The organism is Candidatus Cloacimonadaceae bacterium, assembly GCA_030693415.1.
Lineage (GTDB): Bacteria > Cloacimonadota > Cloacimonadia > Cloacimonadales > Cloacimonadaceae > JAUYAR01.
In genome coordinates this window covers 35,001-50,204 of the sequence record JAUYAR010000094.1, presented here as the reverse complement: position 1 = coordinate 50,204, position 15,204 = coordinate 35,001, and the positions used below count along the sequence as shown (strand labels likewise).

At 48.8% G+C, this 15,204-nt stretch carries 10 protein-coding genes; all 10 read left to right on the top strand.

What is annotated here, in order from left to right; all coding sequences use genetic code 11:
- Positions 1-78: 78 nt before the first annotated feature.
- Positions 79-1,131: an ABC transporter substrate-binding protein gene (locus Q8M98_05715; GenBank protein ID MDP3114259.1), complete on the top strand. Its 1,053-nt coding sequence runs from the start codon at positions 79-81 to the stop codon at positions 1,129-1,131.
- The gene (locus Q8M98_05710; protein MDP3114258.1) at positions 1,100-3,034 is read left to right on the top strand and encodes a SpoIIE family protein phosphatase; all 1,935 of its coding nucleotides are present in this window, start codon (positions 1,100-1,102) and stop codon (positions 3,032-3,034) included. The genes Q8M98_05715 and Q8M98_05710 overlap by 32 nt, the downstream gene beginning before the upstream one ends.
- A 237-nt stretch (positions 3,035-3,271) precedes the next feature.
- Positions 3,272-6,505: a hypothetical protein gene (locus Q8M98_05705; protein ID MDP3114257.1), complete on the top strand. Its 3,234-nt coding sequence runs from the start codon at positions 3,272-3,274 to the stop codon at positions 6,503-6,505.
- Positions 6,506-6,509: 4 nt separating this feature from the next.
- Positions 6,510-8,234, top strand: a complete 1,725-nt coding sequence (locus Q8M98_05700) for a tetratricopeptide repeat protein (GenBank protein MDP3114256.1) — start codon at positions 6,510-6,512, stop codon at positions 8,232-8,234.
- A gap of 55 nt (positions 8,235-8,289) precedes the next feature.
- Positions 8,290-9,750 carry an IMP dehydrogenase gene (gene guaB / locus Q8M98_05695; protein ID MDP3114255.1) on the top strand — a complete coding sequence of 487 codons (1,461 nt, stop codon included), beginning with the start codon at positions 8,290-8,292 and terminating at the stop codon, positions 9,748-9,750.
- Between the two features lie 7 nt (positions 9,751-9,757).
- Positions 9,758-10,645, top strand: a complete 888-nt coding sequence (locus tag Q8M98_05690) for a tyrosine recombinase (GenBank protein ID MDP3114254.1) — start codon at positions 9,758-9,760, stop codon at positions 10,643-10,645.
- A gap of 32 nt (positions 10,646-10,677) precedes the next feature.
- Positions 10,678-11,640, top strand: a complete 963-nt coding sequence (locus tag Q8M98_05685) for an ABC transporter substrate-binding protein (protein MDP3114253.1) — start codon at positions 10,678-10,680, stop codon at positions 11,638-11,640.
- Positions 11,640-12,398, top strand: coding sequence for an ATP-binding cassette domain-containing protein (locus Q8M98_05680; GenBank protein MDP3114252.1), 759 nt, complete (start codon positions 11,640-11,642; stop codon positions 12,396-12,398). Before Q8M98_05685 ends, Q8M98_05680 begins: the two co-directional genes overlap by 1 nt.
- Positions 12,399-12,575: 177 nt before the next feature.
- Positions 12,576-13,850: a CsgG/HfaB family protein gene (locus Q8M98_05675; protein ID MDP3114251.1), complete on the top strand. Its 1,275-nt coding sequence runs from the start codon at positions 12,576-12,578 to the stop codon at positions 13,848-13,850.
- Positions 13,847-15,202, top strand: a complete 1,356-nt coding sequence (locus tag Q8M98_05670; protein MDP3114250.1) for an LPP20 family lipoprotein — start codon at positions 13,847-13,849, stop codon at positions 15,200-15,202. Before Q8M98_05675 ends, Q8M98_05670 begins: the two co-directional genes overlap by 4 nt.
- Positions 15,203-15,204 lie beyond the last annotated feature (2 nt).

The following is a 15,204-nucleotide window of genomic DNA, read 5'->3' as shown; positions in this document are numbered from 1 at the left end:
TAAAGACTCAAACTCGTGTTGATTAATGTTCAAAAGAAGGTTGGATCATGTGTAACGCTCTATCGATCGAGAGATTAGATGCTTAAATCGAAGCGAACGCTCTTTGCAGCGAAGGTGATCATCATATCGATTGTTTTGCTCAGGATTATCCTGTTTACCATATCCTGCAGCAAAAGCGACAACCTCCCGCAGGCTGAGCAAGAAGCATCAGCACTGGCATCTGCCGACAGCACCGATCTTTTCAAGATCCGCTTTCGACCCCAATGGCTGCATCAAGCTCAATTTGCCGGAGTTTACATGGCTCTGAAAAAGGGTTTTTATCGCAACTACGGTCTCGACGTGGAAATTCAAAGCGGAGGTCCAGACTACCCAGCCTACGAATCTCTCTTGAACGGGAGCACGGACATCGTCACTCTCGGACTGGCAACCGCAATCGCCAAGACGGCTCAGGATCACGAGCTGGTGAATCTTGCCCAAGTATCGCAGAAATCGGCGCTCATGTTAGTTGGCAAAAAAAGCCCCCGGCTGCAATCTATCAATGATTTGAATGGAAAGAAAGTAGGTCTGTGGCGTTCCGATTTTCAGGATTTGCCGCTGGTATTTTTCCAAGAAAAGAACCTTCACGTGAAAGTGATTCCCATCGATTGGACGATAAGCCTGCTTTTGAATGATGCAGTTGACATGATGAACCTGATGGTCTATAATGAATATCATCAGGTACTCATGTCGGGAATCGACAAAGAGCAGCTTTTTGAGATTCGTTTCAGCGACATCGGCTACAATTTTATCGAAGATGGAATCTACACAACCAGAGAGTTCTATGAAAAGAACCCGGTAATCTGCAAAAACTTCGCGGAAGCTACCATGGATGGATGGTTGTATGCGATCAATCATCAGGATGAGACCTTGGATGTGGTGCTGGACATCATGCGCCGCAATTTTATCCCGGCAAACATTCCCCACCAGGCATGGATGCTGAAGACTTGGGCTGATTTGATTCTGGCAAAACCAACCAGCATCGGAGTGCTGGAAAAAAGGGACTTCGAATTTGCCCAAGGCCTGCTGTTGAAAAACAAGGTCATCCCTCGAAAACTTGATTATGAGCGCTTTTACCCCCATGCAGCAGAATAAACCGACTAAGGCTTTTGCCTACAGCATCATCTCTTTTGTATTCATTTCCATGGCGATCATCTTTACCTTATCGATTATGATCAACCGTTATTTCGTGTCGCGGATTATGTTGCGCAACGTGTTGGATTCCACCACCTCCATTGCCAATGAAACTAAGCTCATGATCGACAACAAGCTGGATAAGATCATGACCATGGGGATGAGCCTGCGCTACATCAAGGAACAGGACTTGATCACGAAAGAGAAACTGGACGAATATGTCTTTCAGATGCTGCGTTTCAATCCCGATCTGACCTCCGTCTGCATTTCCTATGATCCCACGGTGGATACCATTCACCGCAACCGCATATATTCCCTGGGGCAGAATGTCAAGAATATCCAGTATCTTGCCCGTGGAGACTTTTTATATAAAGACTGGTTTCAGATCCCGCAGCTCACCCAGTCCGATCATTGGTCAGAACCCTGGTTCGATGAATTTGGAATCCGGCAACTGATTACTTCGTATTCAGTTCCCATTCGACGCGATGGAAAGACAGTTGGTGTGGTGCGTATGGACATCTCGTTGGACTACTTGGAAAACATCATCAAGCCCCTGCAGGTAAAGAAAACCGGCTTTGCATTTTTGATCTCCAACCATGGAACGATCATCACCCACCCCGCCGATTCGCTGATGATGAACTACAGCATTTTTGATTTGGCTGAGCTATATGAAGATATCGCTCTGAGGCGCATCGGACAGGATATGATCAGCGGCAAAACCGGGTTTCGCCAAAGCACCGGCAATTCTTTTTTTCGCGATGAGTGGATCTATCATACACCCCTCATTTCAAACCATTGGTCGATGGCAATCGTCATCAACCACAAAGAGATTTTTGCCGATTTGAACAGCTTGTTTTTGCTATACATCCTCACCTCTGCCGTCGTTTTCATAGCTACGGGATGGATCATTTTCTTTAAGACCATCCAGATCCACAGACCTCTGCAGCTTTTGGCGAAAGCGGCTAATCAGATCGGATCCGGAGATTTTGACGCAGAATTGCCCTCCACGAGCAAAGTCTATGAGATTCAGACGCTCATGGATTCTTTCGGGACTATGCAGCGCTCGCTGAAAGATTATATTGCCAACTTGCATCGGGTCACCGAGGTAAAAAACAAGATTTTCTCCGAAGTCGTCTTCGCCTCCACTATCCAGAAAAATCTGATTCCTTCAAACGTTGAATTTGCCACTCCCAGAGGAGAGATAAGCGCGTTTGGCATTCTGGAACCGGCTGGGGAGATCGGTGGCGACCTTTATGATTATTTCATGATTGATGAAAATCACTTTTGCTTTGACATCGCCGACGTGCTTGGCAAAGGGATCGGAGCAGCGATGACGATGACGATGGTCACTACCCTGTTGCGTTCGATCGCGCCAAATTACGAGACTCCCTATGATATGCTCGCCGTGTTGAACACCTTCCTGTGCAAAAACGAGCAGGAAACGAACTTTGTCACCATCATTCTGGGCATCATCGACCTGCGAACCGGGCAGCTCTGTTTTTCCAACGCCGGGCATGTTCCGCTCTATTTAAGAAAAAAAGACCGCCGGGTGATCAAATATGGAGAGACCCATTCCACTGCCATCGGCGTGTTTGACCACATCCAGATCGGTTCCGCTTGCGTGCAGCTCGATCCCGGAGACGAGCTCATTATGTTCACGGACGGAATCACCGAGGCGATGAGTTCCAAGGAGATTCTTTTCGGCACCGAGCGCCTGGAAGAGATTTTGAGCAAGCTGCAAAATCCCCAACCGGAGACGACCGCCAACGCTATCCTCAATGGCGTGCTCAAATTCTCCGATCCGGATCAATTTGGCGACGATATCACCATCCTCGTCATCGATTTCATCCACCCGCACAAATAAAACCGCCGCCACGATCCCCGACAGACCGCTCCCAATTGCGTTCGCCGGTCTTGAGGATGGCATTCTGGATCCATAAGCCCTATATGGCTTTATACCGGCAAATGATTTCCGGCAGGCAGAAAATTGGCATTGGGTAGCGCATTTTTATCTTGATCAAATGCTACCGGCACAAATAGGCATTGACACAAAGACCGAGGCTCAGGAACGTTGTCTCAATAAATGAGAGATGACGGAATTATGAGCGATATTATCAAAAAGATCAACACATACATGCGGGGTTTGAACCTCAGAATCGCCACCCGGACTGCGATCCAAGCCGGCGTATGCTTCGCGCTCGCGGTGCATCTGTATTTTCTTTTATGGCTGAATTTGCCCGCCGCGTCCCAGGCTTTGATCTATTTCAACATCGCGCTGAGAGTGTCTTTGGCACTCATTATTCTATACATCGTTCTTGATGCCTTGCGCTCGCGATACGCTCCGGTTACCGCCGCACGCTGGCTGGATCGCCATCACAACTTCAGCGACGATCTCTACCAGAATCTACTGGAGTTGAAACAGCAAAGCGAATCCGAAGCTGTATTGGACGCTCTGGCGATGCAGGCGAATGCGAGATTTGAAAGCTTAAAATATCGGCTGCCGCCGGTGCTAAAAACTTCCTTGCTGTTCGTTCTGCTCTTTTCTCTGGCGGGGTTGATGAGCGTGTGGGGGCTTTCTTGGGATGACTTTCGTCTTTCATTGAATCAGTTTTACACCAATAAGGCACAAAGCGTTGCCTATAAAGCAAGCATCGAGATCAGCCCCGGAAACCACACCATCGGCAAGAATCAGGCGCTTACGATCAAGATCCTCAATCCCGAACGCCGCCTTCCACATCGTCTTTTCTACCGTTGGGACACTCAATGGCGGGAATTGGGGATGACGGATTTCAGCTATTATTTCAGCTCCGTGGAGCATTCCTTTGAATACTACGTGGAAAACGAGATCGCCAAATCCGCGATCTTCAAGATCACCTGTCTGGACGAACCCTATGTGCGATCCTGGGAAGTGCATTATAAATATCCGCCGCACACGCGTTTACCTGCTTCCCATGACAGCCTGAACTACGGAAATATTGAAGCTTACAAATATACCCAGGCGATTCTTTCGATCAGAACCAATATCCCGGTGGAAAAAGCGGTCATGCGCTTTTCCGATGGCAGGGACATCATCATGCAAGCTATTGACGCGCATAGCTTTTCCACACAGCTCCAGGTGCTCGAACCCAAGAGCTGGTATCTGGAACTGACAGACAAACTGGGCAGAAAGTCCCAGCCCGACGAGAAGTATATCACTATCATCCAAGACGCTCCGCCGCAGGTGAAGATTCTCTATCCCGGTGAGGATGTGGCGTTGAATCAAACGCTCGTCCTGCCTCTGATCATTTCTGCCGACGACGATTTTGGCTTGCGCAATCTGGAATTGAAGTATCAGGTGAACGATCATGCGATGCAAACGATCGCCATCCAAACCGTGATCCCCAACCGGCTCTTCAATCGGGATTATCTTTTTGATATGAAAGAACTTGGGCTGCTGCCGGGGGATAGAGTTCTCTATTGGGCTGAGGTCTATGACAATTCTCCGGATCAGCAAAAAGCTGTCAGCGCCAAATATATCGCCCGCTATCCCACTATCGAGGAGATCTATCGGGAGATCGAACGCCAGGAAAGCAAAAAAACCGGCGAACTGCAATCCGCGCTTGAACAGACCAAAGACCTGCAGAAAGATTTTGAACAAAAACGCCGCGAACTGCTCAAACAGGATAAACTCAACTGGGAAGACAAAAAGCAGCTCGAAAATATCCTTCAAAACCAGGAAAATCTATCCCGCCAAGTGGAAGAAATCGCGCAGGATTTTCAACAACTTATTGATAAGATGCAGGTCAATCAAGCGATCTCACCCGAGACAATGGAAAAGATGATGAAGATCCAGGAACTGATGCAGGAAATCTCAAACGAAGAGCTGGAAAAAGCCATGAAGAAATTTGGCGACGCCCTGCAAAAGATCGATCCCGAGAACCTACGCAAAGCAATGGATAATTTCAAGTTTTCCGTGGAAGATTTTGCCAAGCGCATTGAACAGACCCTGCAGCTTCTCGAAAGCATCAAAAAAGAACAGGCGGTGGACAAAGCCCTCCAAATTTCCAAAGAAATGGAGAAAATGCAGGAAGCTCTTCACGACCGCTCCGGCGACCTCAAACAGGATAAAGATAAGCTCGCTGCCGATCAACAAAGCATCATGGACAAGTATCAGAACCTGATGGAAGAGCTGAAAAAGATCGATGCCATGCTCGATCCCGTTAAAGACAAGGAAACCAAACAGATGCTCTCCGAACTGGTGAAGGATATGCAGCAAGGCGAAGCTAAGAAAAACATGCAGCAAAGCAAAGCCAAACTTGGCGAAAACAATCGCTCCTCCGCCATGAGTGCCCAACAGGAAGCGATGAAAAAAATGCGCCAATTTACCACTAAACTTGATCAGATGAAGAGTTCCATGGGCGGTGGCAGCCAGCAGGAAGTCGTTCAGGCGCTGCAAAACGCCATCCGCGAACTGCTTATCTTCTCCAAAAAGCATGAGGAACTGGCGGCTCGTTATGGCAACGATCCATATCAGATCATGCCGGATCTGATCGCTCATTATGACGGTATCCAACTCTCATTGAATAAATTATTTGCCATACCTCAGGTGACGATGTTCATTCCCCCAAAGTTTTACATCGATCTCACCGATACCAACCGTGCCTACCGCGAACTCTTTACCGGAGTGGGAGAAATGCAGTATATGCGCATCCCCGAATATCTTACATCGATCCAGAAAGGCATCAACCTGATGGTCTATGACCTGATGCAATCGATGAAAAGTCCTTCTTCCGGCAGCGGTGGCGGAGGCGGCATGCAATCGCTGATGCAAATGCTCGATTCGATGAGTCAGGAACAGATGGCAATGAGCATGCTCACCGAGCAATTGATGATGCAAATGCAACAACAGGGCGGAGGCATGGACCCCGCGATGCAACAACAGATCCAGAAACTGGCAAACGATCAGCAGCGCCTGGCGGACAACCTCAAGCGCGCTCTGCAAAACGATCCTGAGGCTCAGAAACAAGGAAACGCCATCAAACAGATCATCGAGGAGGCGGAAGCGGTTGCCCGTCAATTGCGTTCCAACCAACTCTCACGGGATATCATGCAAAGACAGGAAAATATCGTCTCACGACTGTTGGATGCCCAACGCTCGATCAACAAACGCGATACCAGCCAAAGACGAAAAGGCGAAAGGGCAATCGATCAATATCAGGGAACAAAGCCGGAAACGATGGACATCAACGCATTGCGCCGCGCCGCGATGCTGGATGACGCTTATCGCAATTTCCCGCCCGCCTATCAACAAGTGATCATCCGTTATTTTACATATCTCAACGACAAGATGGAGTAAGATGATGCGCAAATTACTGTTGATCATCCTTCTGCTTCTTGCTTGCTCAATCACGCTTGCTCAATATAACGAAAAAGACATCCTCGCCCAGCAGGCTTATCAACTTCTCGCCCGCAGGCAATTTACCGAAGCGGAGGCGATCTTCATTCAGATTCTGGAAAAGTTTCCCAACGACGTCAACAGCGTCGTCCAGCTTCTGCAAATCTATTTTCAGACCTCGCAACTGGATAAGGCGGAAAGCACATTGAACCGCTATCGAAACGTCCTGCCGGAGCTGAGCGCCGAGGAGCAAACGATCCAGCTCTTTGTGATGCAAGGCTTACCAGCACAAGCATGGAGCCTGAGCATGACGCATCTGCAAAAACAAAGGCACGATATCCATCGCTATCGCATAATCGCTTCCTATTTCGAACGCCGCGGTTTCTATGAACAGGTGCTCGATCTCTATCGTCAGGCAAGGATTCAGCATAGCAACGACACGCTGTTCATGCTCGAAATTGCCAACACAGCGCTCAATTTCCGGCTTTTCGGCATGGCGCTGACTGAATATCTTCGCTTTCTGGAAGCCAATCCCACAAATATCTATCACATCAACAATCAGTGCAAGATCATCATGGCGCAGGATTCCACTATGATCAACGTCATCGGAGAATACGCAAATGCAAGCGGCAACGCTGCCGTGAAAGAACTTTATGCCAATTCGCTACTCTCCATGGGCAGACAGAAACTCGCCCTGAGTGTCTATAAACAGCTGCCCTGGGATAAATTGCATCGCTTTGCGGAAGATCAGTTCATTGCCCTTGTCGATGAGACCGCTTATCCGGCTTACGCTCATTTGATCGAAATCACACAGGACAAGATCCGCCGGGCTGAATACCTATATCGCATGGCGCAGATAGACTTTCGGAACAACCGGTTTGCGGGGTGCGACTCACTGCTGCTGCGCATCATCGACGATCCCACTTTGGTGGAAAGACAATACCGCAATCGCAGCCAGATAAACTTTAACGCCCGTAAACTGATGGCTCAAAACGTGCTTGCCGCGGACAAGGATCTGCTTGCCGGCATGCGCTGGTATCAAGAGGCACAGGGCTTTGCCAGAAACCAATCCGAATCTCAGGATATCGAGCTGGAGATCACCCGTCTGCTGCTTATCAATGGTGAATACATGAACGCCATGGACAAACTGCACAGCGTCACGGAGCCCCAATTGGTCGAAACGAGAGACTTTCTCACGTATCTTTCCCGCCTCATGCAAAAACAGATCGACGCCGCGGATTCCCTGATGAACGAATACATCATCCGCTATCCAGCCGGGAAGTATGTGAACGACTCCATCTATCTGATGATGTTTATGTTGGATTTTTCCGAGGCTCAGATGGATACATTCTTTGCCGCCTACAAGAAAATGCAGCTTCACGATCCTCTATCGGTCGATTTGCTTTTGGCTTTGTTTGAGACCAACAATGATGAGGAATTGCGCATCCTTGCCGTCGAGTGGGCGATCGCGCTTTCGGATAAAAGCCGCGCTTTGGAGATTTTGGATTATCCTTGGGAAGATGAGATCGCGCTTGAATATGCCGCTCTGCTGAAACTGCTGCTGATGCAGGATGGAAACGAACGCATCCGCCTGGCAAGAGACTTTTTGACCCAAAACCCCAATTCTATCTTTTCACCCAATTTCCGGCAGCGCCTGACAAGCCGTGAATACAGCAAACCAAAACTCTGAGCATGCTTGACAGGATTTCTGCTATCAAATTACTTGGCATCGTATGGAGCGATAAATGAAAAAGATCATACGTAAGTCCTTCACTTTTGATGATGTTTTGCTGGTTCCTCAGCATTCAAAGACCCTGCCGGCGCAAGTGAATCTTCACACCAAGATCACGCCAAATATCAGCTTGAAGATTCCGCTTTTAAGCGCTGCCATGGATACGGTGACAGAATCCGCTCTGGCGATTGCTATGGCTCGCGAAGGCGGCATCGGTATCATCCACAAAAACCTCACCATTGATGAGCAGGCGAGGGAAGTACATCTCGTCAAACGCGCCGAAAGCGGAATCGTGACCAATCCCTACACCTTATCCCCCTCGGACAACATTGCCACGGTCATGTCCCTGAAAAAACATCACAAGGTTGGCGGTTTCCCCGTGGTGGAAAATGGGTTCTTGGTGGGAATCCTGACCAATCGGGACATTCGCTTTGAGACCAACATGAAAAAACGCGTGAGTGAGCTGATGACTCCGCGGGAAAGACTGATCACCGCTCCCATCGGAATCGATATCGAAGCCGCAAAGTCGCTTTTGCAAAAAAACCGCATCGAAAAACTGCTGTTGGTGACACCCGAATTTCAACTTGCGGGCATGCTGACCGTGCGGGATATCATGAAAAGCATCGATTATCCCTCCGCAGTTCAGGATGCAAAGAATCGCCTTCTCGTAGGTGCCGCGATCGGTGTTACCGGAGATTATCTTGAACGGGCGCAAGAGCTTATACGCATGGGTGCGGATATCATCGTCATCGATACTGCCCACGGTCATCACCAAAACATCCAAAGCGCTTTGAAGAAAGTGAAAGCCAATCTTTCCATCGATGTCATCGCTGGAAATGTCGCCACCGCCAAAGCAGCGAGATTTCTCATCGATGCCGGAGCGGACGGTGTCAAGGTAGGCATTGGACCTGGTTCGATCTGCACTACCAGAGTGGTGGCGGGCATCGGAGTTCCCCAACTCAGTGCCATTATGGAATGTGCTGAAACAGCCGAAAAATCCGGCATCCCCATAATTGCGGACGGTGGCATCAAATACTCCGGAGACATCGTCAAAGCCATTGCCGGAGGCGCCAATGCCGTAATGATCGGTTCGCTTTTTGCAGGAACCGATGAGAGCCCCGGTGAATTCATCATCTACAATGGCAGAAGCTTCAAAAGCTACCGCGGCATGGGATCAATCGGAGCGATGAAACGCGGCAGCAAGGAACGCTATTTTCAAGATAGCAGCGACGAAAGCAAGCTCGTGGCGGAAGGCATCGAAGGCATGGTGCCCTATAAGGGACCGCTGAAAGACTTCATCTACCAACTTATGGGTGGTCTGCGTGCCGGAATGGGATATTGCGGATCCGCGAACCTTGCACAACTTTGCAAAAACGCCCAGTTTATCGAGATTTCCTCTGCGGGTCTCAAAGAATCTCACCCGCACGACATACGCATCACCAAGGAGACTCCGAATTACCACAGCAATGAATAGACCCGCCATGAGCACAAAACTGACCAGCCTGTTAAACAGCTTTGTCTATCACATCAAAGTGGAAAAGGGCATGGCGGAAAACAGCATCGAAAGCTATAAACGCGATATCAGAGATTTTCTGGAGTTTTGCCCCAAAGCTGTGGAACAATATGTGGCGGACGATCTTGTCCAGTATCTCATCGCGCTCTCCGACACCGGTTTGGTGTCTACCTCCATCGCCCGCAAACGCATCGCCATCAAGCAGTTCTTTCTATTTCTGTCCGAAAACGACTACAAGATCAATCTTGACTTTGATAGAGTGCCCAAGATCAAACTCAGTGAGCATTTACCCGATGTCATAGACGTGGAAACGATGCTTGGTTTTCTCAATCGTCTGCCCGTCTCAAACTCCCTGGAAACACGCAACAAGCTGATGTTTGAGCTCCTCTATGCCACCGGCATGCGAATCTCGGAACTGCTGGGTCTTTCCACCCACGATATCAATCTCACGGAAAAAGTGATCCTCGTCCACGGCAAAGGCAGCAAACAGCGCTATGTCCCTTATGTGGAAAGCGTTTCCGAGTGGATTGACCGATATTGGAAACAGCACCGTCCTGTCCTGCTGAAGTTCAAAAATACGGATGTCTTTTTTCTCAACAACCGCGGCGGAAAGCTCAGCCGCATGGGTTTTTGGAAGATTTTGCGCAAAGCCGCTCTGATTGCTAATATCAAACAGGAGATCACACCCCATACTTTCAGGCATTCCTTTGCCACGCATCTTTTGGAAGCCGGCGTGAATCTGCGTATCGTGCAGGCGCTGCTTGGTCATGCCAGCTTGAATACCACCCAAATCTATACTCACGTGGACATCCGCCATCTGATGGAAACACACAAAGTCTATCATCCGCGAGCATAGTTTCATATCATTATTTACAAATAGGAGCATAGATGAACAAGATTTTGACCGTTTTGCTGATGGCGCTTTTGCTATTCAGCGTGTCCTGCAAGAAAAAGAGTGACCTGCGCAGGGTCACGGTAGTATTGGATTGGACTCCAAACACAAATCACGCAGGACTTTACGTCGCTTTACAACATGGATATTTCCGCGATGCCGGACTTGATGTGAATATCATCCAACCAGGACAAAACACTGCAGATCAGATCGTCGCCTCCGGAAATGCCCAATTTGGCGTCAGCTATCAGGAAAGCGTGATGCTCGCCCGCGCGGAAGACATTCCGGTAATTTCAATCGCCGCGATTATGCAACACAACACCTCCGGATTCGCGGCACTCAAATCCGCCAACATCAAGCGTCCCAAAGACTTTGAAGGAAAACGCTATGGCAGTTCCGGCTGGCCTTCCGAGCTTGCCATTCTGGAAACGATCATGAAGGACGACTCTGCCGATTTTGCCAAAACCAAGATCATCTCAGGCGTCTATGACTTCTTTTCCACCATCGGCAAGGATGCCGATTTTGAATGGATCTACTGGGGTTGGGACGGCGTCGAAGCTCATCGCAGAAACATCGAGATCGATTTTATCCCGATCCGCGGACTCAATCCCATCTTTGATTTCTACACTCCGCTGATCATCGCCAATGAAAAGACCGTCAAAGCCGAACCGGAACTCGTTGCGGCTTTTCTTGCCGCGGCAAGCAAGGGTTATGAGTATTGCATCGAAAATCCCACCGCCGCTGCGGATATTTTGATCAAGCAGGTTCCCGAATTGAATCCTGAACAAGTGCATCTGAGCATGAATTACTTGAGTAAGGAGTATCGTTCCGATGCAGATAAGTGGGGCATGCAAAAGCTGGAAGTGTGGCAGCGTTTTGGTGATTGGATGCACGAGAAAGCTCTGATCCCTGTTCCAGTCAAAGCCGAAGCAGCCTTCACAAACAAGTATCTGCCCTGATGCATCCCATTCTGACGACCGAGAATCTGGCAAAGTCCTTCCTTTTCAAGGGAGAAAAAAAACCGATCCTGGAAGGAATCAATTTTTCGATTGATAGTGGTAGATTTGTCTCGATCATCGGTTCCAGCGGATGCGGGAAAAGTACTTTTCTGGAACTGCTTGCCGGAATCACGTTCCCCGATGCGGGATGTATCATATACCAAAATAATGACATTACGGGAAAGAGCGGCTGCCTTGGATACATGCCCCAGGACGATCTGCTCTTCCCTTGGTTGAACGTCTTTGACAACGCGATGCTCCCGCTACGCGTCAAGAATCTTGACCTGGAAAAGGGCAAACGCAAAATTGCGGAGTTGCTCCCCGTTTTCGGATTGGAAAACCATGAAAAGCATCTGCCGCATCAACTCTCCGGGGGCTTGTGCCAAAGAGTGGCATTTTTGAGAACTTACATGACCGGATCGGAGCTTTTGTTATTAGACGAACCTTTCGCTTCTTTAGATGCGATCACGAGATCGCAAATGCAAGCCTGGCTGAAAGATATCACCCGCGAATTAAAGCTCTCTGTGATATTGGTCACCCATGATATCGATGAAGCCATTATCCTCTCCGACTCCATCCATCTGATGACCGGCACTCCCGGCAGTTTCACGGAGAGCTTTGACCTTGCGTCCATAACCAATGCTCTATCCCTGAGAGACAGGATCCGGGAAAGTATCTCAGCTCAGCTCGGTTTTACTCCAGTTTCAAATCTTCCTTGATAACTGATAGATTGCTTCTACTAAACTCACCTCCTTCTCCCCCACGTCTATTTGTCGGGTGAGATAATGCTTTCAGCAAATAGGTCTTGACACAATGTCGTCATTTCTGCAAGAAGTGCTTTCAATGATATACGAGTAGTAAAATAAGAAATAAAAAACTAAACGAGGGAGGATAAGATGCGCTTTTTAAAGTATCTTATGCCATTGATCTTCATTACGCTGCTATTGGTGAGCGGATGCAGTAAAAACGTTTCATTGTACAATACCGCCAAGAAACAGTATAAGCACGGAAATCTGGAAGCTGCCCTACAGACGAATGTGCAATCGCTGACTATCAAGCCCGGCTACGTCAAAGCACAGGATCTGCTCAAGGATATCTATCCCCGTCTGATCAGGATCCGTGAAGAGAAGATCGCCAAGCTCGCAGCTTCGGATGACGCGCTCAAATGGGACAAACTCTATAAGGAATACACAGAACTGGACGCGATTCAAACCAAGGTGAAAGACCTTCCCAGGTTGATGAACCCCAAGACCGGCGAAGTGATCTATTTTGATTTTAAGGATTACAACCCGAATATACGTGAGAGCAAGACCAACGCTGCCGAGTATCATTACTCCAGCGGCATCAAACTCGCACGCAGCGGAAACAGCACGGACATCCAAAAAGAAGCCGCCAAAGAGTTTAAACTGGCGCAGGAGTTTATTCCAGGATACAAGGATTCCGCCTCCCGCTATGAGCAGGCACGCAAGCTCGCGATCAAACGCATCGCCATCATGGCTTTCGAGGACAAAAGCGGCTCAAAAAGCAAGTATGGTGGCATCCCGGAAATGCTGGTCGATTCCATCATTGGCTCTCTTTTGCAGGACAAAAGCGCCAGCGAGTTTTTGGAGATCATCACCCGCGATCAGATCAATACAGTACTGCTCGAGCAGAAACTCGGCGCTTCCGGTTTGGTCGATGAAAAAAGCTCGGCAAATGTGGGTATGCTCCTTGGCGCACATGAGATCATGACCGGCAAGATATTACAGATCAATTATGTCCAACCTCGCACCGTTGACTTGGAAAAGAAGGAAACCGCCAATGTCACAGTGAGCGAGGAAACCTATATCGACGTCGAAGGCAATGAACGCACCCGAGCCATCAAAGGCGACGTCTCTTGCCTCTATACCAAATACACCAAAACCGCAGGCGCTCAGATCACGGCTTCATACACGATCGTGGATGTCTCCACCGGCAGGATCAAAATCCAAGACAATTTCACTTCCGAAGAAAACTGGTCGGACGTCTGGGCAAGAAAGGGCGCCGGAGACGAAAGAGCGCTCTCCCCCTCTACCAAAGCTCTGATCGCCAAATCCGAACCTCTGCCGCCATCTGATGTCGAGTTGGTCAACCGCGCCGTTCGCAAACTCAGTGGTATGTTCATTTCCCAGATCAAAAACTACGTCAAATGAAAATAGTAAAGATCACGCTGCTTCTGATCATTATTTGGATGCTTTGTTCTTGCAGCTTTTCCAAAGCGGTGCCGACTTGGACAAAAGCGGAACCGATCGATCCCGCTTTCTATTCCAGTGTAGTCAATATCAACAAAGGCATCGCCAACTACAAGGATCGTGCATTTGATAACGCAGTGAAGAATATCTCCATGCAGATCAGCGTTCAGGTGGACGCGCAGCTATCCCTGATCGATACAGAGAGTTCCGGCATCCCGCGATCGGAGTTTGTTTCACAGATTCAAACCAGTTCAAGAGCGTTGTTGACGGATGTCCAACTCACAGGAACGTATGAGTCCAAGAAAGAATATTGGGCATATTACCGGCTCAGCAAGGATATCTATCGCAGCCAACGGATGAGACGGCGAGACCTTGCTGTATCTCAGGCTTTGGGGCAATTGATCCAGTATGATAATGCAGGTTCGGACATAGCCACCGGCATCCCGCTGCTACTGGAAGCCCTTGAACAGGTAGTGGATTATCTCGATCTGGATCTGAGTGCGGATTATCTTTCCCAAAGGATCAACCTCTATAATGAATTGAGCCGGCGACTGCGTCAATTGCCCTTGCAGCTTACATTCTCTGCCGATCCATCAATATTGGAGATGGTGGCGAAGCAGAAAACGGAAAAGAGAATACTGATCACTCTCAATTACAAAAAAGACGATCAGCAAAACTATGGCTGCGATCACTTCCCGCTGGTCTTCAGATTCTCCCGCGGCAGCGGAAAGATGCCTCTATCAGGAATGACCGATTCCAAGGGACAGTATCTCCTACCGGTGGAACGAATTACAAGTTTCGAAGCCAATCAGTTGATCGAGGTGGGGATCGATAAATCCCATTATGCCAAGCGGCTCACCAACCCTATCATCCGCAAACTTTTGGACACGATTGTGTTTAAACACGCCCAGATACCGATCCGAGTGGGCAAGCCGAAAGTTTGTCTGCAATACAGCTTCAATGATTCTAAAGGAACAATCTATCGCAAAGTCTTGCAGGACAGACTGATCGACATGGACATCGACATCACGGACAGCCCCCAATCCGCGGATTATATCATCGAAGTCAAGATCGTTTCACGTCCTGGCACTTATATCTCCGCGCTGAATTTGCATTCCGCCTTTGGAGACGTCTATTGTGCTATTAAAAATGCCAGAAGCGGTGAGATCATCATCAGCGACACGATTCAAAACGTGAAAAACAACGCTCCAAGAATGCTGCAAGCGGAGACCGACGCGGAACTTTCCGCTGTGAACGCTCTCTCCGATGGCGTTCTTTATCGCCTGGTGATGGCATCGATCATGGCGGACTAAGA

Excerpts from the sequence above, each read along its gene's own strand:
- Q8M98_05710 (MDP3114258.1), top strand. The coding sequence starts at position 1,100 with ATGAGCGCTTTTACCCCCATGCAGCAGAATAAACCGACTAAGGCTTTT.
- Q8M98_05670 (MDP3114250.1), top strand. The coding sequence starts at position 13,847 with ATGAAAATAGTAAAGATCACGCTGCTTCTGATCATTATTTGGATGCTT.
- Q8M98_05705 (MDP3114257.1), top strand. The coding sequence starts at position 3,272 with ATGAGCGATATTATCAAAAAGATCAACACATACATGCGGGGTTTGAAC.
- Q8M98_05680 (MDP3114252.1), top strand. The coding sequence starts at position 11,640 with ATGCATCCCATTCTGACGACCGAGAATCTGGCAAAGTCCTTCCTTTTC.
- Q8M98_05700 (MDP3114256.1), top strand. The coding sequence starts at position 6,510 with ATGCGCAAATTACTGTTGATCATCCTTCTGCTTCTTGCTTGCTCAATC.
- Q8M98_05685 (MDP3114253.1), top strand. The coding sequence starts at position 10,678 with ATGAACAAGATTTTGACCGTTTTGCTGATGGCGCTTTTGCTATTCAGC.
- Q8M98_05690 (MDP3114254.1), top strand. The coding sequence starts at position 9,758 with ATGAGCACAAAACTGACCAGCCTGTTAAACAGCTTTGTCTATCACATC.
- Q8M98_05715 (MDP3114259.1), top strand. The coding sequence starts at position 79 with ATGCTTAAATCGAAGCGAACGCTCTTTGCAGCGAAGGTGATCATCATA.
- Q8M98_05675 (MDP3114251.1), top strand. The coding sequence starts at position 12,576 with ATGCGCTTTTTAAAGTATCTTATGCCATTGATCTTCATTACGCTGCTA.
- guaB (MDP3114255.1), top strand. The coding sequence starts at position 8,290 with ATGAAAAAGATCATACGTAAGTCCTTCACTTTTGATGATGTTTTGCTG.